We start from the raw sequence: 26,211 nt of genomic DNA, 5'->3' as shown, positions 1-26,211 counted from the left end.
ATGCCGTCTGAATTAATTCAGACGGCATTATATTTTCCCAAAGTAGCTTTGCTTTTGCACATACCATCTCTTAACTCTATTAATCTAATAGGCTATGCTTGTCCAAAGTATAACCCTCAAGCCAACCCGGGTATTTCCAACAGTATGGCTACCTAACCAATTATTCTCTCACTCGCAAACCAACCTCATCTATGATTAACGACATATATGGAGCGTAACCAAATCTATATAAAAATGAAAAAGCCGTCTGAAAATATTTCAAACGGCCTTTAAAAAACAATATTTCGAGTTATCTAAAATTTTTAATCAGTAAACTTTTTAAATACCAGCGTACCATTCGTACCGCCGAAACCGAATGAATTGGAAATAGCCACATCGATTTTCACATCACGAGCTTCATTGGCACAGTAATCCAAATCACAGCCTGATTCAGTATCTTGCTCGAAAATGTTGATGGTCGGCGGCGATTTTTGCTCGTGAACGGCCAACACGCTGTACACGGCTTCAACACCACCTGCCGCACCCAGCAAATGACCGGTCATTGATTTGGTAGAGTTCACAACGATTTTACGCGCATGTTCTTCTCCCAGTGCCAACTTCAAAGCATTTGTTTCATTGGCATCACCCAAAGGCGTAGAAGTACCGTGAGCGTTAACATAATCCACATCCGTCGCATTCAAACCGGCATCATGCAAAGCACGTGTAATCGCCAAAGCTGGTCCTTCCACATTCGGAGCGGTAATATGATAAGCATCCGAGCTCATACCAAAACCAACCAGCTCTGCATATATCTTGGCACCGCGTTTTTTCGCATGTTCCAATTCTTCCAATACCAAAATACCGGCACCTTCGCCCATTACAAAACCATCCCGGCCTTTATCCCATGGTCGTGAAGCAGTTTTAGGATCATCATTACGAGTAGAGAGAGCCTTCATAGCAGCAAAACCGCCCATACCGAGAGTACAAATCGCACCTTCTGCGCCGCCGGCAATCATAATATCGGCATCACCATATTTGATTAGGCGTGCCGAATCCCCGATAGCGTGCGCTCCGGTGGTACAAGCGGAAACCATACCATAGCTGGGACCACGATAGCCTTTGAGAATAGTAACGTGTCCGGCGATCAAATTAATCAGTGATCCGGGAATAAAAAAGGGATTAATTTTCCGCGGGCCGACTTCTTGTACAGCAGTGCCGGTTGCTTCAATGCTAGGCAAACCGCCGATACCCGAACCGATATTGACGCCTACACGGTCTTTGTCCAAACCTTCAATATCATCCAATCCCGCATCGGCGACGGCCTGTAAAGCAGCTGCGATACCGTAATGAATAAAAACATCCATACGGCGGGCTTCTTTAGCGCTGATATAGTCACCGATATTGAAATCTTTTACTTCACCCGCGATTTGGCAGTTTAGCTCAGAGGCATCAAAGCGGGTAATGGTATCGATACCGCTTCGGCCGGCCAACAGGTTGTTCCATGCGGTTGCCACATCGTTGCCCACCGGCGACACTTGTCCCAAACCGGTAATGACCACTCTTCTCTGGCTCATAGCTGTCTCACTATTATATTTAGGTTAGGATGGCTGCAACCTTAATGACTCCCGGCTGCAGGCCGTCTGAAATTCAAAATTGACGGTACATAAGTAAGGAAAAGCCCCTGTCGGCAGGCAAACCCGCAGCAGAGGCCGATTTATTGCATTAAATGCAAATTAACCGTTGTGAGCGGTGATATAGTCGATCGCCAACTGAACGGTAGTGATTTTTTCAGCTTCTTCGTCGGGAATTTCGCAGCCGAAAGCTTCTTCTAAAGCCATTACCAACTCAACGGTATCCAGAGAGTCGGCACCCAAATCGTCTTGGAATGAAGATTCGTTTTTAACTTCAGCTTCATTCACACCCAATTGTTCGGCAACAATTTTTTTAACTTGTTGTTCAATATTTGACATGTTGGTCAGTCCTTATATGCCTTAAGTTTGCAAAATTAAGGCGGGTTAAGAAAATTATTAATTCGGCGTATTGTACCGAATCAGTTTAGAGTTTTCCATCTAAATTTTCGCTTTGCTATATGACTTCAGCAGTTACGTGATATCTGCCTGCTCGCAAATAGCGTTACAGGGCATATTATCATAGGCTTATTTTGAACCACAAGCTGCTTTTCATCCCATATATTTATCAAACATTTACACCGGTAGAAAACCCCAAAAACCATTTTCCGTACACCGATTTCAGCCGTATTCCACCCCATCTGGCAACAATTCCTCATGCTAAATTTTGCTGTAAAAAGTACAACACGCCAGCCAGCTCGGCTGCTGTTTGGGTCTGAGTAGTATTTCCTACATGCCCCCCGCTTTGCGGAGCAAACAGCCAACTTTGAGGAGAAATTGTACGAAGTTTGGCATAAAACTTAAGGGCGTGCGCAGGATGCACCCTATCATCAGAAAAACTGGTAGTGATCAGTGCCGGCGGATATTTCCGCCCGTCTGAAAGATGATGATAAGGAGACAACGAGGCCAAAGCTGTTTTTTCATCGGGGTTATCAGGGTCTCCATATTCATCGGTCCAGCTTGCACCTGCCGACAATTGGGTATAAGCCAGCATATCGGTAAGCGGTACTTCGCACACCAGTGCACCGATACTTTCGGGTGCGCGCACAAATGCGGCCGCAGTTATCAAGCCACCGTTGCTGCCGCCCTGCAAACCGATACGGGCAGGTGAACTCAAACCTCGTGCGGCAATATCACGCACTACGGCTACCAAATCTTCAACACTTTTATATTTGTTTTTCCGCTGCGCTGCACGGTGCCAATTCGGCCCGAACTCGCCGCCACCACGGATATTAGCTACAACGAAAGCATATCCTTTTTCCAACCAATGCCGGCCTATCGTACCGAGGTAGTGGGGCAACTCGGGCACACCGAAACCGCCGTATGCATACACCAAAGTAGGTGTATGCACACCCGATTCTTTGCCTACGTGGTAATACGGGATACGTACACCATCCGCCGAATAGGCGTAAAACTGCCCTACCCTGATATCCTTTGCATCAAATTGCTTGGGCTGGCGGCGCAGCACAGTCAGTTCCATTACTTGTAAATCAAGTGCAAACAAGGTAAGCGGTGTCGTAAAATCTCCGGAGGCGATGTAAACCACATCCCCTCCCCACGGCTGATCGGTAATTTCCAAAGCACCTTGAGGCAGGGCAGGCACTTCGGTTTCCTGCCATTGTCCGTTAATAAAACGCCACGCTTTCAGACGGCCTGAAACATTATCAAGAATAGCCGCCACCACAAAACGCTTCGTGGTTTCCACACTTTCCAATGCTTGTCTTTCATTAGGTAAGAATAACAATTGCGCACCGCCAAGCTCTCCCTTGTTCAGTTTTACCGCAACCAAACTGCCCGCCGGATAACAATGGTTGGCGCGTTGCCAGTCACTGCGCAAATGCAGCATCAGCTGACCAGCAAGATATCCGCTGATCTCGCAATCTGCAGGCAGGTTCAAACGCTGCACCAAACCTTCGGCCGACACTTGAAAATAGTCTTTAGTAAAAAAGCCGCCGGCCGCTTCGATTAAATCTATCGGCGCACCCTGACCGTCCAAATAACGCCAGGCATTGACCATCATGCCCTCTGAATCCATCTGATAAACAGGCTGAGCTTCCGAAAAACTTTGCCCCCGCCGCATCAACCATACTTCCCGAGGATACCCGGAACGGGTGAGCTGTCTTTCGTCCCACGCAGGACAAACCCATACGCTGTCGGCATTCCGCCAAGCAATATGGCTTTTTCCCGCCGGAAAATGAAAACCGCCCTCAACCAATGCACCCTTGTTCAAATCAAATTCGAGCGTATAAGCCGTATCACTGCCTTCCACGCTCAGGCTTAGCAATACCTGATGGGGTGCTTCCACATAATGCGACACACCGTCTAAGTAAACATCGTCACCCAAAATTTCATCAAAATCAGCAACTGAGAATAATATCTGCCAATCAGGAATCCCCGCCCGGAAAGATGCTGCCGTACACATCCGGTACACTCCTTTGGGGTAGTCCGCACTTTGGTGGAAGTGATACATCCTCCCCCGATGCTCTTGGCAAAAGGGAATTTGCCTTTCGTCTTGCAGCTGACGGGTAATATCATCCGCCATCGAGAGAAAGGTATCATCATTACAAAACCGCGCTAAAGTTTCGGCATGCGCGGCAGAAGCAAACTCACGGGTAATGGAGGAAGACAAATCGTGCAGATAAGAATAAGGGTCTTGCATAAAATCTTGCATGGGTAAAGAGGCCGTCTGAAAGCAAAAAGGCGATTATAATACGTAACACTCTCTGCTATGAAAGGATGTGCAATGAATGCCCTACCCTACCAAGCCATGATTGAACAAATGACCGATTCCGTCATATATGCCGATTCTGAAGGCATTATCCGCACATGGAATCATGCATCAGAAAAAATGTTCGGTTTTAGTGCCGCCGAAGCCATTGGCCAAAGTTTGGATATCATTATTCCCGAAAAATTGCGCGCTCCGCACTGGAAGGGTTTCCATGCCGCAATCTCGACGGGGGCAACCCGAAGCGGCGGACAAGCCACACGCACCAAAGCCCTGCATAAAACAGGCAAATATATTTATGCGGAGGTGAGTTTCTGCATCATTACCGATCCCGCAAACAGCAAGCGGGGTGCTCTGTCCGTCGCCCGTCCCGCCCATAAAAACCAAACGGGCGTATAATACCGCCAGCATGCCGGACAATCGTCCGGCATGCTGTTTCAAAGATTAATAAAGAAATTAAAGATTGCATCATGAACATTGACACCAAACGCAGCCACACCCAAGCCATGCTCGACAATGCCGATTTATTGTTCGATGAAAGCCAATGCCGAAGTGCCTTGCAAAACCTTGCCGACCGTATTAGTGCCGACTTGGGCGACAAATACCCTCTACTGCTGCCCGTAATGGGCGGTGCTGTTGTTTTTACCGGCCAACTGCTGCCACTGTTACGCTTTCCTCTGGATTTCGACTATGTTCACGTTTCTCGCTACGGCGACAAACTCGAAGGCGGCAACTTCAATTGGCTGCGCATGCCCCAGCCCGAAAACATCCGGGGGCGCCATGTCGTAGTACTCGATGACATTCTCGACGAGGGACATACCATGGCGGCCATTAAAGAAAAACTACTGGAAATGGGCGCGGCCAGCTGCTCGGCGGCTGTCTTCGCCAATAAACTAATCAGCAAACCCAAGCCTATCACCGCTGACTATATCGGCTTAAACGTTCCCGACCGCTACGTATTCGGCTACGGTATGGATGCGGCCGGCGCCTGGCGCAATCTCGGTGAAATTTACGCACTGAAAAACGAAAGCTGACAAACCACTTTCCAGGCCGTCTGAAACCCTCTTTTCAGACGGCCCGATTAGTCTTATAGTCTGCATTATTCCAAACTATCCGTATGCAGCCATATTTGAAACAGCCTGATATACAGCCAAACAAGAAAGCCACAATTCCAATATGATCGGTTTACTTATCATTACCCACGAAACCCTAGGCGAAGCCTACCGCAGCCTGGCACAACATTTCTTTTTGGGCGAGCCGCCGGGAAATATCCGTATTCTCGGCGTAGAGCATAATGAAAACCATGAAGACATCATCCAACGCGCCCAGTCGGTTATCCACGAAATCAACAGCGGTTGCGGTGTTTTAGTATTAACCGATATATTCGGTGCAACACCCTGTAACGCAGCCAGAAAGCTTGTTCGAGAAAACGAAGTGGCCATACTCACCGGAATCAACGCTCCGATGATGCTCAAAGCCACCCAATACAGTACCCAAGAAACCGATTTGACTAAATTCATTCAAACGGTAAAGAGCGCCGGCATCAACGGTATTCTCGACATCACCACCCCGCCCGAAGGAGCTTGCCGCCCATGCTGAAACAAGAAATCGAAATCATCAACAAACTCGGCCTGCATGCACGGGCTTCAAGCAAATTCACCCAAACTGCATCTGGCTTTCAAAGCGAAGTATGGGTTAGTCGAAACGACCGCCGCGTAAACGGTAAAAGCATCATGGGTCTGATGATGTTGGCAGCCGCCAAAGGCAGCATTATCGAACTCGAAACAGACGGCCCCGACGAAGCTGCCGCCATGCAAGCGCTCACCAACCTGATCAACGACTATTTCGGCGAAGGCGAATAACCATGAGTATCGTGCTGCACGGCATCGCCGCAGGCAAAGGCATTGCCATTGGGCGTGCCCACCTGATTGCACGCGGCATTAACGAAGTACCGCAATTCGACATACTACCCAACGAATTGGCTTCTGAAAAAGCACGCTTCGAAGCCGCCATTAAGGCTACTCGTAAAGAGCTGGAACAACTTCGCAGCGCCATCCCCGAAAATGCGCCAGCGGAACTGGGTGCATTCATTTCTCTGCATTTGATGCTGCTTACCGATGCTACCCTCTCACGCGATCCCGTCGATATCATTGAAGAGCAAAACATTAATGCCGAATGGGCATTAAAACTGCAAACCGACAAACTGGCCAAACAATTCGACGAAATCGATGATGCCTATCTGCGCGAGCGCAAACAAGATATGCTGCAAGTGGTTGAGCGTATCCACAACAACCTCATCGGACAAGGCAACGAAATCAACCTGCAAACCAACCTGCTTGATGACACCGTTCTGATCGCGCACGACCTTTCCCCCGCCGATACAGTGCATTTTAAAGAACAGCGTATTGCCGGCTTCGTAACCGATGCAGGCGGTTCTACCAGCCACACCGCTATTTTAGGGCGCAGCCTCGATATCCCGTCCGTTATCGGCCTGCACAACGCTCGTAAACTCATCAGCGAAGATGAATGGGTTATCGTTGACGGCATTAACGGTATTCTGATTATTAACCCCGACGAATTGGTTTTGGCAGAATACCGCCAACGTATGCGCCAATACCGTTTGCGCAAGCGGGAGTTAAACAAGCTCAAAAAAACCGCCGCTACTACCGAAGACGGCATCAATATCGAATTACTGGCCAATATAGAATCGGTTGAAGACATCAAATCACTGCACAATATGGGTGCAGACGGCGTCGGCCTGTTCCGCAGCGAATTTCTCTACCTCAACCGGGACAACCTACCCGATGAAAACGAGCAGTACGAAGTATATGCCGCCATCATTAAAAAACTCAAAGGCAAGCAGTTCACCATCCGCACCGTAGATTTAGGTGTTGATAAAAACCCGCGTTGGTTCGGCCAAAACGCCACGCCCAACGGGAGCCTCAACCCTGCCCTTGGCCTGACCGGTATCCGCTTATGTTTGGCCGAACCGGTCATGTTCCGCACACAGATGAAAGCCATCTTACGCGCCTCCGTACACGGCAAAGTAAAAATGATGTGGCCGATGATCACCTCTCTGTCCGAACTCAAACAATGCCTCGTACACTACGAAACAGCCAAACGCCAACTTGAAGAGCGCGGCGAAACATACGGCGAGGTAGAGCTTGGCTGTATGATTGAAATCCCGTCAGCCGCACTAACGGTAAGCAGTCTGCTGAAACTGGTAGACTTCGTATCCATCGGCACCAACGACCTGATCCAATACACCTTATCGGTAGACCGCGGCGACGACAGCGTCAGCTATCTTTACCAACCCGGCCACCCGGCAGTACTCAAGCTGATACTGCACGTTATCCGAACCGCCAACCGCATGGGAAAAACCGTATCCGTCTGCGGCGAAATGGCCGGCGATACCACCTTTACCCGGGTGCTGCTGGGCATGGGTCTGCGGCGTTTTTCCATGAATCCCAACAATCTGCTGGCGGTGAAAGACATCGTTTTACACAGTAATACGGATACGCTTGAAGGAGATATCGTCAAACTGATGCGAAACGAAGATCCTGAAAAAACCGAAAAACTGCTCAAAATCATCAATGCGGCAGAAAGCGACATCTAAACCACCCCTATAAAATTTTCAGACGGCCTGATACAAGCAATATCAGGCCGTCTGAATACCGCCATCCCGAAATATCCCATACCCGCAATCTGCATTATTTACAAAATTCCCTGCCGAAACTGCTATAATTCCGCCCTGATTTTCTATTTTTAAGCATATAAAAGCCAAATCATGCAAGAACATTACCAACCTTCCGCCATCGAAACCGCCGCCCAGGAAAAATGGGAAAAAGCGCGCTTATTTAATGTCAGCGAAGACAGCAGCAAACCCAAATACTACTGCCTTTCCATGTTCCCCTACCCCAGCGGCAAGCTGCACATGGGACATGTACGCAACTATACCATTGGAGACGTACTTTCCCGATTCAAACTACTCAACGGCTACAACGTCATGCAGCCCATGGGATGGGACGCCTTCGGCATGCCGGCTGAAAATGCCGCAATGAAACACCAAGTGGCGCCGGCAAAATGGACTTACGAAAATATCTCCTACATGAAACAGCAGCTCAAAAGCTTGGGCTTCGCCATTGATTGGGAGCGTGAAATCGCCACCTGCACCCCCGAATACTATCGTTGGGAACAATGGCTATTTACCAAACTGTTTGAAAAAGGCATCGTTTACCGCAAAAACGGCACCGTAAACTGGGATCCGGTAGACCAAACCGTACTCGCCAACGAGCAAGTAATAGATGGTCGCGGCTGGCGCTCGGGCGCGTTGATTGAAAAACGCGAAATCCCCATGTATTACTTCAAAATCACCGACTACGCCGAGGAACTTCTGGCCGATCTCGACAAGCTCGAAAACTGGCCCGAACAAGTAAAAACCATGCAACGCAACTGGATCGGCAAATCACGCGGTATGCAGGTCCGCTTTAAAGTCGATGCAGACAGCCGCAGCGGTTTGGAAGGCGAATATGCCGATTATTTACAGGTTTACACCACCCGCCCCGATACCCTGATGGGCGCCACTTACGTTGCCGTAGCTGCCGAGCATCCGCTGGCTACCGCCGCCGCGGCCGACAAACCCGAACTGCAAGCCTTTATCGCCGAATGCAAATCCGGCAGCGTCGCCGAAGCCGATATGGCGACAATGGAGAAAAAAGGCGTACCTACGGGCCGCTATGTCATCAATCCGCTAAACGGCGACAAACTCGAAGTTTGGATTGCCAATTATGTATTGTGGGGCTATGGCGACGGCGCCGTCATGGCCGTTCCCGCCCACGACGAGCGCGATTTCGAATTTGCTGCCAAATACGCACTGCCCATAAAGCAAGTGATTGCTGTTGCCGGAGAAACCTTCGACGCTACCAAATGGCAGGAGTGGTATGCCGATAAAGAAAACGGCACACTGATCAACAGCGGCAAGTACGACGGCATGAATTTTCAGACGGCCTTCGACACAATGGCCGCCGACTTACAGGCTGCCCATGCAGGCGCACCGAAAACCCAATACCGTCTGCGCGACTGGGGTATTTCACGCCAACGTTACTGGGGCTGCCCGATTCCGATTATCCATTGCGACTGCTGCGGCGATGTCCCCGTACCAGCCGAGCAGCTACCTGTCGTACTGCCTGAAGACGTTGTTCCCGATGGTACAGGCTCCCCGCTGGCTAAAATGCCCGAATTCTATGAAACCACCTGTCCAAAATGCGGTGCGCCTGCCAAACGCGAAACCGACACAATGGATACCTTCATGGAATCGAGCTGGTATCCGTTCCGCTATATGTCTCCCCGCTTCGAAGAAGGCATGGTGGAGCCGCAAGCAGCCGCTTATTGGGGTGCGGTAGACCAATACATCGGCGGTATCGAACACGCTATTTTGCACCTGCTCTATGCGCGTTTCTTCACCAAGCTGATGCGCGACGAGGGCCTTATTAATGTAGACGAACCGTTTGAACGCTTGCTCACCCAAGGCATGGTGGTATGCGACACCTACTATCGCGAAGGTGAAAACGGCAGCAAAAACTGGATTAACCCCGCTGATGTCGAACTAACCTTCGACGAAAAAGGCCGCCCCGTTTCCGCCGTATTGAAAGCGGACGGTTTGCCCGTCATCATCAGCGGCACTGAAAAAATGTCGAAATCAAAAAACAACGGCGTCGATCCGCAAGCTCTGATTGATGCCTACGGAGCCGATACCGCCCGCCTGTTTATGATGTTTGCCTCACCGCCCGAGCAATCGTTGGAGTGGAGCGACAGCGGTGTAGAAGGCGCCCACCGCTTCCTGCGCCGCTTATGGCGCACAGTGTACGAATACACTACAAAAGACAATACAGTTGCCGCATTCGCAGGCGACCAAAGCGGTTTGAGCAAAGCACTGAAAGAATTGCGCTTTAAACTGCACAGCACAATTGCCAAAGTAGGCGACGATTACGGACGCCGCCTACAGTTCAATACCGCCATTGCCGCTGTGATGGAATTACTCAACCAATACGACGCTTGCGTTAAAAATGGTGATTGCGACAGCGCCGAAGGCCGCGCCGTGGCCCAAGAAGTACTCGAAGCCGCCGTGCGCTTGCTGTGGCCGATAGTGCCGCATATTTGTGAAACCCTTTGGAGCGAACTGCGTCCCGGTACCGCATTATGGGAAGCTGCCTGGCCGCAAACCGACGAAGATGCATTGGTGAAATCGGAAATCGAAATCATGGTGCAGGTAAACGGCAAATTACGCGGAAAAATCACTGTTGCAGCTGATGCATCAAAAGATACCGTGGAAGCAGCCGCCCTGGCTTCCGACGGCGCGGTGAAATTCATGGAAGGCAAACCTGCCAAGAAAGTTATCGTTGTTCCCAGGCGATTGGTCAATATCGTGGTTTAAACATACCGCTTAAAAATGCCGTCTGAAACTTTAGATTTCAGACGGCATTTTTCATTACAAAGGAACCTTGCACATATAAATGCCATCGAACAAGTATGATTCCCAATGAATTGATTTTCATCATTTACCAAGCCGCCTGAAAATTTTCAGGCGGCTTGGTAAATACCCATTCATTTAACTCATTGAGATACTTTTCCGATTATCCATTTATAAAGACAGTACCCGACGTCATGACTGCCGAGCCGCCCCCACCACTGCTACCGCCCGACAAGCCGAATGATATAAATGCTGCCGATTCCCAAAGCATGCCGTTACTGCCCGACAGCGACACTGCTGCTGCGTCAGAGCAAAATATCGGACTGTCCGCCCGCTCCACAGTCAAAAAGAAAAAAAGCGGCAGTAGAAAAACAAAAAATACCACCACCCAACCTGAGAGCGGCAACACCAGTAACATCGGCACCTCAAAAGGTGTAGAAACCATGTTCCGAAACGCCTTTCGCACTGAATTGGAACTAATTGCCCTAGCCGCCACTAAAGCGAACATCATGATTTCGCTCAACGGTTTTATCGTATCGGCTCTGATGATTTCGGGAGCGTTTATTTTCGCTTCGTCACCGGCTTTTCTTGTCCCTGCGGGCATTTTTATGTTTACCGCCGCCGCATCCATCGTATTTGCACTGATTTCCGCTTCACCCGAACGGGCAGGGCTGCCGCGTGCAGTGTGGGCATGGTTAAAAGACGTTGCCGCCCGTCGGGCAAAACTACACGATTTCAAACAACGCATACTCTATGCCGACAGTGCTTTTTCAGACGGCAGCAGCCAACCCAATATCCTGATTTACGAGGACCGCGCACGGCTTTCCAAAAGCGAATACTGGGAACAGATGCAGGAAATACTGTCCAGCCGGCACGACGTTTACCATAAAATGAGCGACCAGCTTTACTGGCTGGGAATGATTGCCAACAAAAAATTCAAATATCTGAATATGTCTTATACCGTTTTCCGCTGGGGCCTGCTGGCTTCCGTTATCGCCTTTGTAGGTGTTAAATCCATCCAAAGCATCATGCCCGTACTGGCCGACACCGGACAAGCCATCAAATTGCGCAACTTAGGTATTAACGATTTCGACAATATCTACGAACCTTCCGCCGTCCAACAACTGCCCGACGGTCGTCTGCTGGTAGTGGAAGACGAACCTTCCCGTGCCTTCAGTCTGGTGAAATTCACCGAAGACGGCACATTGTATGAAGATGAAGCACTGGATTTGCGGCTTATCCGAAGCTTTCAGCGAAAGCTCAGTGATTTGGAAGGCTTGGCACGCGATAACGAAGGCTATATTTACGCTACCACCTCGCATTCTCGCAATAAAAAAGGAGAGCGCCGCCCAGACAGGGAGCATATGTTGCGCTTCAAAATCGAAGGCAACAACGTGCACGACCTACGCTACTTCTCCGGCCTGACCGATACCCTTGCCGAATCGGATACACTCGACAAACTCATCCGTTCGAAAATCAACGCGCAAGTGGATTTTGAAAAAATCAATATCGAAGGATTACTATATGACCGCAAACAAAACCGCCTGATGCTGGGCTTCCGCGAACCAATGGTCAACGAGCTTTCCATGATCGTAGTGATTGGCAATCCGAAAGAAATATTTGAAAACCAAGCAAAGCCTGAATTCACCGATGTAATTTTTCTCAATCTCAACGGCGGCGGCATTCGGGCGCTCAGCTATGACCCGGTGCTGGATACATTCATGATTGTTAATGAAATTACCGGCTACGAAGACAACCCCTATTCGCAGCTGTGGACCTGGAATGGTAACCCGCAAAGCGAACCAGAGCAGCTCGCCCTACCCGAAATCATCAACCTCAACAATGTCGAATCCATAGATTCCGTTACCATCAACGGAGAATCCCGACTAATGATTATGAGCGATGAAGGCAATGAAAAAAAGAAAAGGCCGGCAAAATATATGATGCTGGATTACAATCAGCTAAAGCAGTAAAGCATTATAAAGAGGCCGTCTGAAAAATTATTTTCAGACGGCCTAAATTGATAAACCAAACCCAATGATTATAGCTCAAACTATGCGCCCGGTTTACCCCAGGCAGAGCAATAGGTTTTACCCAAACGCTTGGGCTATAATTGCCACTTTATTTCGCCTCTCAATACAATATGACTACCGCCTGCCCCTGCCAATCAGGTATTCCCTATACGGAATGCTGCCAACCTTTTCACAATGGCACGGCTACCGCCCCAAATGCCGAAGCATTGATGCGTTCGCGCTATTGCGCTTATGTACTCCATCACATTGATTATATTATCGACACTACCGTTCCGGCCCAGCAACCATTGCTCGACCGCTCCGCGATACAGCATTGGAGCGAATCCACCCGATGGCAGGGCTTAAACGTATTGGCCCATCATCCGAATATCTCGAAAAACCATGCACAAGTAGAATTTAAAGCCCTTTATAGCGAGAACGGCCAAACACAAGTTCATCACGAACTTTCCGCGTTCGTGCGAATTGGGGAAGATTGGTATTTCATAGACCCCACGGTTCCCCTCCCCGGTATGAAGCAACCTTGTTTTTGCGGTTCGGCAAAAAAATTTAAAGCGTGCTGCGGACAGTTTTTCAAATAAGCCTTGCCTCACTTAAGGCCGTCTGAAATCCGGATAAGCACTCATACATATAATAATAAAAACAAAGATGGCAGATCCGCCGAAAGCAAAGCAGTGCAAATTTCCCAGACAAAAAAAACCATTCACGCCAAGGGAGAAGCATGAATGGTCAATACATTGCGGGAAAACGTCTTACTCACTACTTCGATCACTTCAAGGAAAAGCAATCTCTGTCAGCGGTTTATATTGTAACTATTTCAGTTTTAAATAGCGTTAAACTGTGCAATCGTTATATCAATTCAGCCTAAGCTTTACTTACGTTATTGCATTATTATTTTTCTTCGCCCGGAATCTTCAATTAAACAAAACCACCTGATGATTATTGGTTATCCCTTATCCATTTGAGCCAATTCGCAAACACCTGCGGCTGCAAACCTGCAATCACCGACCTGCTGAATACATGCTCACCGCTCCAGAAGTCATCTCCCTCCAAAGTAGCCAAACATCCCCCAGCTTCTTCAAAAATCAACGCGCCTGCGGCGTAATCCCACAATTTCTGTCCGCCGTGCACATATACGTCATACCGTCCGGCTGCCAAATAACACCAATCCAAAGTGCTGCTACCCAAACTGCGGATACTGCCTACCGGCGCCAACGTATTCATCCGGCTCGAAAGTTTTCCCGAACGCAGATATTTGATTTCCACACCGGCGATTGCCTCATGCAGATACTTGTGCACACTACGCAAAGGCAGGCTGCGGCCGTTTAGAAACGCCCCTTCGCCACGCTTTGCATAAAAGCATTCGTCGCTTACCGGATTGAATACCACTCCCAACTGTGTCCGCCCGTGTTTGATGTAAGCCGCCGAAAGTGCGAAATGCGGCAGGCCGTTGATAAAATTATTGGTACCGTCTATCGGATCGACTACCCACAAGCCCTCTTCGTTGTAGTGCCATAACTCGCGCTGTTCAACAGCCGTCATTTCCTCACCCAGCATCGGACAATCGATAATTGCAGGCAACCCAGTCGCAAAAGCAGACTGAGCCGCCAAATCAGCTTCGGTCAGCAAAGAACCGTCTAATTTACGGCTCACGACCGCATCCAAAAAACGCGGCATTACCTCGGTTTGCGCCACCTCGCGCACCAGCGACTGTAATCGGTTTAACACTGTGGTTCGTCCTTAACTACTAATACTTGATATTTGTGCGGATAGAAGTCAATATTACCATTTTAACAACCAATATACACCCTGCCTTTATGCCACGTTTTTACGTTCCCGCAGAATTAAATCCCGCCCAAGTGTTGGAACTACCCGATACCGTTGTCCGCCACCTGCATGTTCTGCGGGTTAAGGCAGGCGAAATGATTACCCTATTCAACGGCAACGGCCATAGCTATCCCACCCGCCTTACTTTACTTGAAAAACGACGCGCACATGCCGAAATTCTGAACCGTGAAACACCGGATAACGAATCACCCCTAAAAATCACGCTGATTCAAGCCGTATCCAGCGGCGAGCGCATGGATTTCACCCTGCAAAAAAGTGTCGAGCTGGGCGTTACCGAAATCCGGCCTGTTATCAGCGAACGCAGTATTGTCCGGCTTTCGGGTGAACGCGCCGACAAACGTGTCGCACGCTGGCAGGAAATCGTTATCGCCGCTTGCGAGCAAAGCGGCCGCAATATCATTCCCCCCGTATTACCGCTGGTTTCCTACCGTGAGGCATTGGCACAGCTGCCACCTGCTGATGTCCGCCTGCTGATGAGCTTGAACCGTGCCCTCAGCCTTGCGGATTCTGCTACCGCCCCCCAATCCCTAACTTTTATGGTCGGCCCCGAAGGCGGCTGGAGCGAAGCCGAAGAAGAGGCAGCATTTACCGCAGGATTCCAATCCGTTACCTTAGGCCCGCGTGTATTACGCACCGAAACCGCATCTCTGGCCGCCATTGCCGCCATGCAGACCCTATGGGGTGATTTCATATAACCCAGATGCCCCTCCTCCTGTGTTAACTCTCACCACACATACCATTTATGAATCATGCCGTCTGAAATATTATTTTCAGACGGCATGATTCATTACTATCATATACAAACCGTGTTTTACTGCATCGCTTCGGATGCAAACAATGTTTCACATATCTTATCAACCCGACTACAAAACAGTATGTTAAATTATTCTCTCAACCCTAATACCTAGGAAAAACACATGCTGAATAAACCATTGGCACTCGGTATGCTGGCTGCAGCCGCTGCCCTACCCGCGCAGGCTGAAACCCTGAATTATAATATCGTTGAATTTTCGGAAAGCGCCAGCATTGAAGTTCCACGAGACATCATGACCATCCGCCTGACTATTAATGAAGAAGGTGCAGACCGTGCTGCAGTCAACCGCGCATTTGTACAAAAATACAATTCGCTGAACCGCCGTCTCGAAAGCAACCGCGCATTCAAGAACGAACTGTTAAACCGCAATGCCTATCCCCGCTACCAATACAAAAACGGCAAGCAAACCCAAATCGGCTGGCAGGAAAGCGCGCAAATTAAAGTAGAGAGCAAAGATTTCACCGCCTTAAACCGCCTGATTGCCGAAGCACAAAACGAAGCCTCGCTAAACGACACATCATTTAGCATATCCGACAAAAAACGCGAAGAAGTGATAGATGAAGTCAGCAAAGCCGCTCTCAACCGCTTTAAAAACCGTGCCGATACACTAAGCCGCACCCTCGGATTTTCAGGCTATAAAATTGTACGCCTCAACTTAGGCCAAATCGGTAACCAACCCTTGGAATATGCCGCTCCCGTTGCCGCCATGCGTACTATGAAAATGTCAGATAGTGCAGGAGAAATAGCCGAAGCTCCCAACCCCGGTACCGAAGACATCAGTATTACCGTAAACGGCACGATTCAAATGTAAACCCGCCACTGTAATAAAACAACTTGCCGAAAGGGACATATACGCCCTTTTGGCATATCACGCCGCAATAAATCGGGAGAAATCATGAAAAACAAAATTGTACAGTTTACTGCAATGACCACCGCTGCAATATTAGCCGTTAGCGGCTGTACCGCCGTTGCCGATATGGCGGGTTATGACACCGCCACTTTAAATGCGAGTGCCGCCCAAGGTTACAATAAAGTCATCACCCAAGCGCGCTCGAAAGATTTGTTGGATACGACCTCCCAAACCTCCCGCCGCATTCATGCCGTATTCAACCGTATGAAGCCTTATGCGGAGCGGGCTAATACCACGGGCATTCCGTTTGCATGGCAGATGAGCGTAATCAAATCAGACCAACCCAACGCTTGGGCCATGCCCGGTGGAAAAATGGCCATGTATACCGGCATGGTCGACAAGCTCAATCTGACCGATGATGAGATCGCTGCTGTAATCGGCCATGAAATGACCCATGCCTTACACGAGCACAGCAAAAAAGCAGTCGGCCAACAAGTCCTCACGGGCTTAGCCGCCGATATCGGCAGCAGTGTTTTGAGTGCCAAAACCGGCATCAGTACCGATGCAGCCAACTTTTCTACCGGCCTGCTTGGCGAGCTGGGTCTTAATATGCCTTTTTCGCGTAATCAGGAAAGCGACGCCGATGCAGGCGGCCTACGCCTGATGGCACAAGCCGGCTACAACCCCGCTGCCGCAGTTACGGTTTGGGAAAAAATGAACAAAATCCAAAACAATAACACGACACTGAATGCGTTGCTTTCCACCCACCCCACCAATAATGCGCGTATTGCCTCTATCCGCAAGATGCTTCCGGAAGTTATGCCGATTTACCAGCAAAACCGCCGCTGATGACTCTTAGCCAGCTACCATTATCCGGCCGTCTGAATATCATTTCAGACGGCCTTCCCTATTTAGAGAAACACACTACCGAAACTTAAATATCCCCCCGACCTTACGCCGGCCACAAACCAAACGAATCATTTTAGCTATCCCTCATTCCTACCTTGTAAAGTATTCCTATTTATAACGAATTAGTTTATGATTGGAATGCTACTGCATACTACAATATGCGTATCCCCACCAGAAGAAAAACTGCACAAAAAAGGAACGAAGAGATGTTAGAAGCCTATCGTAAAGCTGCCGCAGAACGCGAAGCAATGGGTATCCCCGCCCTTCCCCTCACCGCACAGCAAACTGCTGATTTGGTTGAGTTGTTAAAAAACCCGCCCGAAGGCGAAGGCGAATTTTTGGTCGACTTACTGGCCAATCGCATTCCTCCCGGTGTAGACGATGCATCTAAAGTCAAAGCCTCTTTCTTGGCCGCCATTGCAGAAGGCAGTGCCACCAGTCCGTTGGTTTCTCCTGAATACGCTACTAAACTTTTGGGAACCATGCTCGGCGGCTACAACATCTACCCGCTGATCGAACTACTGGACAACGAAAAACTGGCACCGATTGCAGCAGAAGGTTTGAAGCATACCCTGCTGATGTTCGATTCATTCCACGACGTGCAGGAAAAAGCTGAAAAAGGCAACGCCCATGCCAAAGCCGTGTTGGAATCATGGGCTAATGCCGAATGGTTTACCTCTCGTGAAAAAGTACCTGAAAAAATCACCGTTACCGTATTCAAAGTAGACGGCGAAACCAATACCGACGATCTCTCTCCGGCACCCGATGCGTGGAGCCGTCCCGATATCCCGCTGCATGCACTGGCCATGCTTAAAAACCCACGCCCGGGTATTGATCCCGACAAATCGGGTGAAATCGGCCCCATCAAACTGCTCGAAGAATTAAAAGCCAAAGGTAATCCTGTGGCCTATGTAGGCGATGTAGTCGGCACAGGCTCCTCACGCAAATCGGCTACCAACTCGGTAATCTGGCACACAGGCCACGATATTCCCTATGTTCCGAACAAACGCTTCGGCGGCGTATGCTTAGGCGGTAAAATCGCACCGATTTTCTTCAATACCCAAGAAGATTCAGGCGCACTGCCGATCGAGGTAGACGTATCCAAACTCAATATGGGCGATGTTGTCGACATTCTGCCTTACGAAGGTAAGATTGTGAAAGACGGCGAAACCGTTGCCGAATTCGAACTGAAATCGCAAGTTTTACTGGATGAAGTACAGGCAGGCGGTCGTATCAACCTGATTATTGGTCGTGGACTGACTACCAAAGCACGCGAAGTATTGGGGCTGCCGCCTTCAACCGTATTCCGTCTGCCGCAAGTTCCTGCCTCAAGCACTACCGGTTTCTCTTTAGCACAAAAAATGGTTGGCCGCGCCTGTGGACTGCCTGAAGGTCAAGGCGTACGGCCCGGCACTTACTGCGAACCGAAGATGACCACAGTAGGCTCGCAAGATACTACTGGCCCGATGACCCGCGACGAATTGAAAGATTTGGCCTGTTTGGGCTTCTCGGCCGATTTGGTAATGCAGTCGTTCTGCCACACTGCCGCCTATCCCAAACCGGTAGACGTGAAAACCCATAAAGAGCTGCCGGAATTTATCTCCACCCGCGGCGGTGTTTCTCTGCGCCCGGGCGACGGTGTAATCCATTCATGGCTTAACCGTCTGCTGTTACCGGATACCGTAGGTACCGGCGGTGACTCACATACCCGCTTCCCGCTGGGTATTTCATTCCCTGCCGGCTCAGGTTTGGTAGCATTTGCAGCGGCCACGGGTGTAATGCCTCTAGACATGCCGGAATCGGTATTGGTACGCTTTAGCGGCAAACTGCAGCCGGGTGTTACCCTGCGCGACTTGGTAAACGCTATTCCTCTATATGCCATCAAAGCAGGCTTGCTAACCGTAGCCAAAGCCGGTAAGAAAAATATTTTCTCTGGCCGTATTCTCGAAATTGAGGGTCTGCCGGATTTGAAAGTAGAACAGGCTTTTGAATTATCGGATGCCTCTGCCGAACGTTCTGCTGCCGGCTGTACCGTAAAACTAAATAAAGAGCCGGTTATCGAGTATATGAAATCTAATATCGTGTTGATGAAAAACATGATTGCCGACGGCTACAAAGATCCGCGCACTCTGGAGCGCCGTATTAAAGCCATGGAGAAATGGCTGGCCGATCCTCAATTGCTCGAAGCAGATAAAGACGCGGAATACGCTGCCGTTATCGAAATCAATATGGATGACATCAAAGAACCGATCGTTGCATGCCCGAACGACCCCGATGATGTGAAATTCCTGTCTGAAGTAAGCGGCACACCTATCGATGAAGTATTTATCGGTTCGTGCATGACCAACATCGGCCATTTCCGCGCAGCCGGCAAACTGTTGGAAGGCAAATCGGATATCCCGGTACGCCTCTGGGTTGCTCCTCCTACCAAAATGGATGCCCAACAGCTTACGGAAGAAGGCTATTACGGTATTCTCGGCCGTAGCGGTGCGCGCATGGAAATGCCGGGCTGCTCGCTGTGTATGGGTAACCAAGCACAAGTACGTGAAGGTGCTACCGTGGTTTCTACCTCTACCCGCAACTTCCCGAACCGCTTGGGTAAAAATACCAATGTTTACCTAGCCTCGGCCGAACTTGCGGCTATCTGTTCGAAACTGGGCCGTATCCCGACCGTTGAGGAATACCAAGCCAATATCGGCATCATCAACGAAAAAGGTGCGGAAGTTTACCGTTACATGAACTTCAACGAAATCGACAGCTATAATGAAGTTGCCGAGAAAGTAAACCTCTAATACCTGATACGGTGATAATAAGGCCATCTGAAAAACCTATTATCACAACTCCACAAACACCCGCCGGATAAGCCGGACGGGTGTTTTTTATTGCCTGCTTATCTTTGTATTATTAGACTGCCGTCTGCATTCAACGGAAGCGGCTACATCAATAATATATCCTCACATAAGGCAAAGCTATTAAGTGCCGGCATTATGGATCCCGCTCAGTCACATGTTCGATTTAATGGAAACCCCGTCTCTTCGTAAGTTACTTTCCAAACTTTCAGACGGCCTTTTATTCATGCCCACCTGTTCCCAAAGAATCATTATCCTAAAATATAAAGAACGGATTACTCCAGAATACAAGTATATTAGCCAACCTATTAATCGCCATAAAAAAACGGCCTACTTATTTAAAGTAGGCCTCCCGTAATGTGTTTATTAATTTGTTAGAAAATCACAGTATTACCGATGTCTTCCGTATAACTGATTTCCGTGACAGGCAAAGTAGGAAAGTACGCCGCATCTGTTGTACCCGGCTGTAGGGCAGCAGAAGTATTGCCAGAAGGCAGCAGACTTGCTAATTCGATAGTATTACCTGTATCTAGTAGATCCGATAAAGTCAACGTACTGCCGTTTTCGGTAATTACTGTATCCGGAAGCACTCCAGCAGCAGGCTGAGTAAGTGCGGAATCATTATCGCCAACCGAATCACTTCCAATATCGAAAAGCTGTGTATTGGCGGTTTCTGTTACCGATAACGGTCCGCTGATAATATCTTCTCCAATAGATTCATCAGCTACCTCTACAACGTTTTCTTCTGATGTCGTTTGGTTTTTTGCAGCCAATTTCTCTGCCAAAGCTTCTGCATCGTTATGTTTGTTGTCGGAAGCATTCACGGTTGCGCGCACCGATTCAATCCATTGGTTGGAAAGCTGATTGTAATCGGTAAATACCAGATTTCCAGTTACATTCAGTTCCGGTTGCACCTCTCCGCGATGACCGTGGATACTGATAATCGAATGATTTATCACACCATGCAGTTCAAATACATTATCAATAATATTGTACTGTGTGGCATTGCCGATTACCTGGATACCCTCTACCGCTCCATTAGATTTTTCACGAACGGTAATATAGTTGTCCTGAATCGTTACCGCACCGCGTAAATTACCATCCGTATTATGCTCATTGATAAAAATCGGCATAGTAGTCTGAGCGATTTCACCAATACTGGCAATATTACCGGTAATATTGATATTGCCGGAGCCTGGGCCGTTGGTCTGGGTAATATAGTCTTTGGTATTATTAATGATACCAATCAGATATTTAGTAGATTCTCCACTGATATGGTTATCTTTAATATTCAAAGTGTAATCCATAGCCTGCTCATGGTTACGGAATTCGATCGCATAGGTTTGAACGGCATCCTTATATAAGGTCAGGTTCTTAATCGTATTGTTACTGATTTCAAAATAACCGTTAGGATCGCTGTGCAGGTTTTTCAACTGGGTATTGGTTTGTATTTGAATACCTGAATAAGTATGGTAGCTGTTTTTGTATTGGAGATTATCATCCGCTTCCAAACGGAAATTAGGATCTTGCTCAATCACATTACCACTGATTTTTACATTATTCATGGTAAATTGGCGGTTATATACGGCAATACCATATAAACGGTCGCCAATGGCAACGTTGTCCGTAATCACGATATCGTTACCGTCGTGTACATCCAAACCTTTACGGTAGTTGTGGTCGGTGGTGTTCTTGGTAAAAGTTACTCCGAAATTATAGCTGCCTGCCATAGCCATAATACCGTAACCCGTACCACCATCGGCTTCGTGGCCGTTCCAAGAGAATGTATTTCCCTCTGCGATAAAGTCTTTTTGATAGGCCACACCCGCACCCGCTACACGGTTATGGTGCAGATAGCTGTCAACCAGACGGTTATTTTCACCTACAGGCAAATTCGGATAATCTTCCGAAATTTCATCATGAATCAAACGGGCTTTATAAGTTTTCCCTTTGCCGCTTGGATCAACAGTTAATGCCGCCGTAGATGAGAACATAATGCCGGCACGGTTGGCGCCCGAAACCTCTACCTTACTGATCAGCGTATTGCTGGCATCATTAACTAATATCCCGCATACTTTGCCAAAATAGCTTTCCCCTGGGCGGTAGAAATCTTTATTGGTGTATTGCACCGATAAATCGGCTATTGTTTTACCGTTTTGCCCATCAATCAAAATACCCGCATCTTTACGAATCTCGGTATCGTTACTATTGGGATTAAATACACCTACTTGGGCTTTATCAAAAGAAATAACCGTTTTACCCATGCCGTCACCAAACAGCGAGGTAACTCCGCTGGTATTTTTATCAATTACCAACTGCTCGGAAATATACAGTTTTCCATGCAGATATACACCGGCCCCGACTTGGTGTGCAGCAGCTAATGCAGCTTTAATTGCGGCATAGCTGTCTTGTTTGCCACTGGGGTCACTACCGAAATCACGGGCATCCACGTATTTTCCATACGAAGTATGCGTATACACTTTGTAGCCGCCAATAACCCCAAATACTGCCGTATCAGTTTTCTCTATGGTAGCAAGGCCGTCTGAAATATTATTACCGGATGTTTGTAACGATACATCTTTAGCAGTCACTAAATTTTCTGAACCAACTGACGCGGTATCTGTTTTGAGATTCGCAAATTCAACAGGCATCGGAGTAGTTGTTTGGAGGGGTTTTGCGTCAATCGCTACGGCCTCATTAGCCGCAACATTTTCTTTTACGATTTCTGTTGTTTTACTCTCTACCGGTAACGGTTGGTTTTGAATAGTTTCGACAGCGGGTTGGGCAGCATTATTCTGCAAAGCAGGAGATTTCTCAGCCTCAAGTGAACTGGAAACTGCCTCTACTTTAGCTTTTTCTACCAATACCGGCTCAGATATATTTTTTTCTACATTTTTAGTGTTAACAGCTAAAACCTGTTCACCTGCAGATGCACTCTTAACAGGTGATAAAGTAGACGTTGGAATTTCCTTATTTTGAGTAACGCCAACAGAGGATTGGGCAACCTTAGAAACAACTACTTCCTGCTGCTCACCAACAGATTTCTCCACAGTTTCATTAACCACAGGTTTGGCAGCATTATTCTGCGGAGCAGGAGATTTCTCAGCCTCAAGCGAACTAGAGGCTGCCTCTGCTTTGGCTTTATCTACCAATACCGACTCAGATACATTTTTTTCTACATCTTTAGCGTTAACAGCTAAAACCTGCTCATCTGCCGATACGCTCTTAACAGGTGATAAAGTAATAGATGTTGCCGAAGAAGAAATATTGGTATTTTTTTTCGCTTCGACTACTGTAGTTTCTACCGTCTTATCTTGTTTAGCCGAACCAGATTCAGAACCTCCTCCGCTACCACCTCCAGCTGCAGCACCAACGGCAGACGCCCCCAGCAAACCGAATAACAAATGCATTGGTTTCAAGCCTGATGAAGCTACAGCACCTGAGGTTTTCACCACTTCTTCCGCCAATTGTGTTTTCACCTGAGGTGCATCTTCAACATTTACAATAACATCCTGATTTGTAAAAACTGTTTTCGGATAAGAAGCAGAAGATTGTTGATATGTTTTTTCCTCTACAGATAAATTCCCCAACACAATGGATTCTTTATCCGCAAATCCAACTTTTTCAACACCCAAAATTTCATTACCTGCATCATCAATCGGCAGGTTCTCTTGAAGCATCTCCGAATTATTAAGCGCGTTTTCCGGAGACTGCTGACGAATAATATTAATGTTGTTAGCCATTACAAACTCCACGATCTCTAATGTGTTAGGAGTGTGGATTATATAATGTAATTTTAATTATCATTACTTTTGTTACTATAATTTAAATTATAGTACTGATTTTTATATAAATTTCAAATGTAAATATTTTTATATTTTTGAAAAAATGTATCAAATATGTAACACGGTCTTGACAAATATCTTTCAACAAAAATCAATAAAATCGCCTGTAAACCTTACGTTTACAGGCGATAACAGCATTAGACAATCAACTAATCTATGGTTTCAACAATGCTTGTAAAGACTACTTCTATAATCAGCCAGCCGACTTTAGAAGTCCGCTTATCGAGACTCTGTATCAGGCCAATAATGGCGGAGATTTTCCAGTAATAACTCACCGATATCACTCCACATACTCATCATCAAACTCCTTTACATTTCCCGATAACGAAATTCATCCGTTTACAGCAAACCCGGTTGCCCTAACGCCGGGTCACTTTCGCGAGCCGCCTGAGCATCAGCTACCGTCATGCCTAGTGCTTTAGCCACACCTTCGCCGTAAGCCGGATCGCAAGCATAGCAGTTACGGATATGACGGTATTTGATAAAGTCTAGAGCATCGCCCATTGCAGCAGCGGTATTATCAAACAAAGCTTGCTTTTGCTTATCGTTCATTAATTTGAACAAGGCGCGGGGTTGGCTGAAGTAGTCGGCATCGTCTTCACGGTAGTTCCAGAAGTCGGCATCACCGTTGATTTTCAGCGGCGGTTCTTTGTATTGAGGTTGTTCCTGCCACTGGCCGAAGCTGTTGGGTTCGTAATGCGGGGCGCTGCCGTAGTTGGCATCGACACGACCCATACCGTCGCGGTGGTTGCTGTGCACGGGGCAACGGGCTGCATTTACCGGGGTTTGATGGTGGTTTACACCCAATCGATAGCGTTGCGCATCTGCATAGTTGAACAGACGTGCTTGCAACATGCGGTCAGGCGATACGCTGATACCAGGAACCAGATTGCTTGGAGCAAAGGCAGATTGTTCGACATCTAAGAAGAAGTTTTCCGGATTACGGTTTAACTCGAACTCACCGACTTCAATCAGCGGATAATCACCTTTAGGCCATACTTTGGTCAGATCAAACGGATGGTAAGGTACTTTTTCCGCATCAGCTTCGGGCATAATTTGCACACACATTTTCCATTTCGGAAACTCTCCGCGCTCAATGGCTTCGTATAAATCTTTCTGATGGCTTTCACGGTCTTGACCGATTAAGGCTTCCGCTTCGGCGTTGCTCAGGTTTTTAATGCCTTGCTGCGTAATGAAGTGGAATTTCACCCAAAAACGTTCATTTTGTGCATTGATAAAGCTGTAGGTATGCGAGCCGAAACCATGCATATGGCGGTAGCTGGCAGGAATACCGCGGTCACTCATCACAATGGTAACTTGATGCAGAGCTTCAGGCAGCAGTGTCCAAAAATCCCAGTTATTGGTAGCACTGCGCATATTGGTACGCGGATCGCGCTTAACCGCCTTGTTCAAATCGGGGAACTTACGCGGGTCTCGCAAAAAGAATACGGGTGTGTTGTTGCCGACCATGTCCCAGTTGCCTTCTTCGGTGTAAAACTTCAAGGCAAAACCGCGGATATCGCGTTCGGCATCGGCTGCACCGCGTTCACCAGCTACAGTAGTAAAACGCGCGAACATTTCCGTTTTTTTACCAACTTGGCTGAAAATCGCTGCGCGAGTATAACGGGTGATGTCATTGGTAACGGTAAAAGTACCGAACGCTCCCGAACCTTTAGCATGCATTCTGCGCTCGGGAATAACTTCGCGTACAAAATTGGCTAACTTTTCATTAAGCCATAAATCTTGAGCCAACAAAGGGCCACGAGGGCCGGCAGTCAGGCTGTTTTGATTATCAACTACGGGGGCTCCGCCATTGGTGGTTAAGTGGGTTGCTGGGCATTTAGACATAATTTGGCTCCTTTTTCGCCTTGGGTAAAAATCGTTTAAACAGCTATTTGTTGGTAAGCATAGGTATAGCAGGTATCTTGCAAAGTGTTTTCATACTGGTACATTTTTGATTCCTGTAAGAAGGTTATTCTTTGATGAAACACACTATACATAAAACTTTTAGCTATTAAAACTATAAATTCGATTTGTTTTTATAATAGCAAGCATTAATCACAATAGATGCCGCAATAGATGTAGGATTAAATAATATATTGATATTAATCAAAAACTTGATGGGAGTTATCCATACCAAACCAAATCTATTACGGTAAATTACTCATAGCGATAGTAACAGCAACATAACGGGTTTATTGTAAACAGACAGTAAATCCCTTCGAAAAATATCACGATGGAACTTCCCTTTAATTTAATGGCCGT

Annotated in this window: 18 protein-coding genes; 12 read left to right on the top strand and 6 right to left on the bottom strand. The window is 47.8% G+C overall.

The features are described 5' to 3' along the window. Positions 1–302: 302 nt before the first annotated feature. The 3 genes from fabF to LVJ86_RS01685 form a co-directional block, all read right to left on the bottom strand. The gene (gene fabF / locus LVJ86_RS01695; RefSeq protein ID WP_047759913.1) at positions 303–1,553 is read right to left on the bottom strand and encodes a beta-ketoacyl-ACP synthase II; all 1,251 of its coding nucleotides are present in this window, start codon (positions 1,551–1,553) and stop codon (positions 303–305) included. Positions 1,554–1,712: 159 nt separating this feature from the next. After that, positions 1,713–1,949: an acyl carrier protein gene (gene acpP, locus LVJ86_RS01690; RefSeq protein WP_047759914.1), complete on the bottom strand. Its 237-nt coding sequence runs from the start codon at positions 1,947–1,949 to the stop codon at positions 1,713–1,715. Positions 1,950–2,262: 313 nt separating this feature from the next. Next, positions 2,263–4,266: a prolyl oligopeptidase family serine peptidase gene (locus LVJ86_RS01685; protein ID WP_414629250.1), complete on the bottom strand. Its 2,004-nt coding sequence runs from the start codon at positions 4,264–4,266 to the stop codon at positions 2,263–2,265. An 84-nt stretch (positions 4,267–4,350) separates the two neighbouring features. On the opposite strand from LVJ86_RS01685, the gene LVJ86_RS01680 reads away from it, so the two are divergent. The 8 genes from LVJ86_RS01680 (at position 4,351) to LVJ86_RS01645 (ending at position 13,412) form a co-directional block, all read left to right on the top strand. After that, positions 4,351–4,731, top strand: a complete 381-nt coding sequence (locus LVJ86_RS01680; RefSeq protein ID WP_047759916.1) for a PAS domain-containing protein — start codon at positions 4,351–4,353, stop codon at positions 4,729–4,731. A 71-nt stretch (positions 4,732–4,802) separates the two neighbouring features. After that, positions 4,803–5,366 carry a hypoxanthine-guanine phosphoribosyltransferase gene (locus LVJ86_RS01675; protein ID WP_414629249.1) on the top strand — a complete coding sequence of 188 codons (564 nt, stop codon included), beginning with the start codon at positions 4,803–4,805 and terminating at the stop codon, positions 5,364–5,366. Between the two features lie 142 nt (positions 5,367–5,508). After that, positions 5,509–5,931 (top strand): PTS sugar transporter subunit IIA, encoded by a 423-nt coding sequence (locus tag LVJ86_RS01670; protein ID WP_047759918.1) that lies wholly within the window; start codon positions 5,509–5,511, stop codon positions 5,929–5,931. Further along, entirely contained in the window at positions 5,925–6,194 is a 270-nt protein-coding gene (locus LVJ86_RS01665) for an HPr family phosphocarrier protein (protein WP_047759919.1), read from the top strand. The genes LVJ86_RS01670 and LVJ86_RS01665 overlap by 7 nt, the downstream gene beginning before the upstream one ends. Positions 6,195–6,196: 2 nt before the next feature. Next, positions 6,197–7,948 (top strand): phosphoenolpyruvate--protein phosphotransferase, encoded by a 1,752-nt coding sequence (gene ptsP / locus LVJ86_RS01660; protein WP_047759920.1) that lies wholly within the window; start codon positions 6,197–6,199, stop codon positions 7,946–7,948. A gap of 171 nt (positions 7,949–8,119) precedes the next feature. After that, positions 8,120–10,765 carry a leucine--tRNA ligase gene (gene leuS, locus LVJ86_RS01655; protein ID WP_047759921.1) on the top strand — a complete coding sequence of 882 codons (2,646 nt, stop codon included), beginning with the start codon at positions 8,120–8,122 and terminating at the stop codon, positions 10,763–10,765. A 230-nt stretch (positions 10,766–10,995) separates the two neighbouring features. Further along, positions 10,996–12,774 (top strand): DUF3616 domain-containing protein, encoded by a 1,779-nt coding sequence (locus tag LVJ86_RS01650; protein ID WP_152667017.1) that lies wholly within the window; start codon positions 10,996–10,998, stop codon positions 12,772–12,774. A gap of 170 nt (positions 12,775–12,944) precedes the next feature. Continuing rightward, positions 12,945–13,412 carry a YchJ family protein gene (locus tag LVJ86_RS01645; protein WP_047759922.1) on the top strand — a complete coding sequence of 156 codons (468 nt, stop codon included), beginning with the start codon at positions 12,945–12,947 and terminating at the stop codon, positions 13,410–13,412. Positions 13,413–13,770: 358 nt separating this feature from the next. Here the strand turns inward: LVJ86_RS01645 and LVJ86_RS01640 are convergent, their stop codons facing one another. Beyond that, positions 13,771–14,559 carry an inositol monophosphatase family protein gene (locus LVJ86_RS01640; RefSeq protein WP_047759923.1) on the bottom strand — a complete coding sequence of 263 codons (789 nt, stop codon included), beginning with the start codon at positions 14,557–14,559 and terminating at the stop codon, positions 13,771–13,773. An 89-nt stretch (positions 14,560–14,648) separates the two neighbouring features. Here LVJ86_RS01640 and LVJ86_RS01635 point away from each other — a divergent pair, with 89 nt between their 5' ends. From LVJ86_RS01635 to acnB, 4 genes are all read left to right on the top strand, one after another. Beyond that, positions 14,649–15,374 (top strand): 16S rRNA (uracil(1498)-N(3))-methyltransferase, encoded by a 726-nt coding sequence (locus LVJ86_RS01635; RefSeq protein WP_047759924.1) that lies wholly within the window; start codon positions 14,649–14,651, stop codon positions 15,372–15,374. Positions 15,375–15,596: 222 nt separating this feature from the next. Further along, positions 15,597–16,304 (top strand): SIMPL domain-containing protein, encoded by a 708-nt coding sequence (locus tag LVJ86_RS01630; protein ID WP_047759925.1) that lies wholly within the window; start codon positions 15,597–15,599, stop codon positions 16,302–16,304. An 84-nt stretch (positions 16,305–16,388) separates the two neighbouring features. Continuing rightward, entirely contained in the window at positions 16,389–17,192 is an 804-nt protein-coding gene (locus LVJ86_RS01625) for a M48 family metallopeptidase (RefSeq protein WP_047759926.1), read from the top strand. A 266-nt stretch (positions 17,193–17,458) separates the two neighbouring features. After that, the gene (gene acnB / locus LVJ86_RS01620; protein ID WP_047759927.1) at positions 17,459–20,044 is read left to right on the top strand and encodes a bifunctional aconitate hydratase 2/2-methylisocitrate dehydratase; all 2,586 of its coding nucleotides are present in this window, start codon (positions 17,459–17,461) and stop codon (positions 20,042–20,044) included. Between the two features lie 431 nt (positions 20,045–20,475). On the opposite strand, the gene LVJ86_RS01615 is transcribed toward acnB, so the two are convergent. Then, positions 20,476–23,844 carry a right-handed parallel beta-helix repeat-containing protein gene (locus tag LVJ86_RS01615; protein WP_053008273.1) on the bottom strand — a complete coding sequence of 1,123 codons (3,369 nt, stop codon included), beginning with the start codon at positions 23,842–23,844 and terminating at the stop codon, positions 20,476–20,478. A gap of 441 nt (positions 23,845–24,285) precedes the next feature. After that, positions 24,286–25,794, bottom strand: a complete 1,509-nt coding sequence (locus LVJ86_RS01610) for a catalase (RefSeq protein WP_047759928.1) — start codon at positions 25,792–25,794, stop codon at positions 24,286–24,288. Positions 25,795–26,211 lie beyond the last annotated feature (417 nt).

It is taken from the genome of Neisseria arctica, from assembly GCF_022870905.1.
Lineage (GTDB): Bacteria > Pseudomonadota > Gammaproteobacteria > Burkholderiales > Neisseriaceae > Neisseria > Neisseria arctica.
The sequence above is the reverse complement of the archived record's forward strand: the minus strand, read 5'-3'. Positions and strand labels throughout refer to the sequence as shown.

Excerpts from the sequence above, each read along its gene's own strand:
- fabF (WP_047759913.1), bottom strand. The coding sequence starts at position 1,553 with ATGAGCCAGAGAAGAGTGGTCATTACCGGTTTGGGACAAGTGTCGCCG.
- acpP (WP_047759914.1), bottom strand. The coding sequence starts at position 1,949 with ATGTCAAATATTGAACAACAAGTTAAAAAAATTGTTGCCGAACAATTG.
- LVJ86_RS01685 (WP_414629250.1), bottom strand. The coding sequence starts at position 4,266 with ATGCAAGACCCTTATTCTTATCTGCACGATTTGTCTTCCTCCATTACC.
- LVJ86_RS01680 (WP_047759916.1), top strand. The coding sequence starts at position 4,351 with ATGAATGCCCTACCCTACCAAGCCATGATTGAACAAATGACCGATTCC.
- LVJ86_RS01675 (WP_414629249.1), top strand. The coding sequence starts at position 4,803 with ATGAACATTGACACCAAACGCAGCCACACCCAAGCCATGCTCGACAAT.
- LVJ86_RS01670 (WP_047759918.1), top strand. The coding sequence starts at position 5,509 with ATGATCGGTTTACTTATCATTACCCACGAAACCCTAGGCGAAGCCTAC.
- LVJ86_RS01665 (WP_047759919.1), top strand. The coding sequence starts at position 5,925 with ATGCTGAAACAAGAAATCGAAATCATCAACAAACTCGGCCTGCATGCA.
- ptsP (WP_047759920.1), top strand. The coding sequence starts at position 6,197 with ATGAGTATCGTGCTGCACGGCATCGCCGCAGGCAAAGGCATTGCCATT.
- leuS (WP_047759921.1), top strand. The coding sequence starts at position 8,120 with ATGCAAGAACATTACCAACCTTCCGCCATCGAAACCGCCGCCCAGGAA.
- LVJ86_RS01650 (WP_152667017.1), top strand. The coding sequence starts at position 10,996 with ATGACTGCCGAGCCGCCCCCACCACTGCTACCGCCCGACAAGCCGAAT.
- LVJ86_RS01645 (WP_047759922.1), top strand. The coding sequence starts at position 12,945 with ATGACTACCGCCTGCCCCTGCCAATCAGGTATTCCCTATACGGAATGC.
- LVJ86_RS01635 (WP_047759924.1), top strand. The coding sequence starts at position 14,649 with ATGCCACGTTTTTACGTTCCCGCAGAATTAAATCCCGCCCAAGTGTTG.
- LVJ86_RS01630 (WP_047759925.1), top strand. The coding sequence starts at position 15,597 with ATGCTGAATAAACCATTGGCACTCGGTATGCTGGCTGCAGCCGCTGCC.
- LVJ86_RS01625 (WP_047759926.1), top strand. The coding sequence starts at position 16,389 with ATGAAAAACAAAATTGTACAGTTTACTGCAATGACCACCGCTGCAATA.
- acnB (WP_047759927.1), top strand. The coding sequence starts at position 17,459 with ATGTTAGAAGCCTATCGTAAAGCTGCCGCAGAACGCGAAGCAATGGGT.
- LVJ86_RS01615 (WP_053008273.1), bottom strand. The coding sequence starts at position 23,844 with ATGGCTAACAACATTAATATTATTCGTCAGCAGTCTCCGGAAAACGCG.
- LVJ86_RS01610 (WP_047759928.1), bottom strand. The coding sequence starts at position 25,794 with ATGTCTAAATGCCCAGCAACCCACTTAACCACCAATGGCGGAGCCCCC.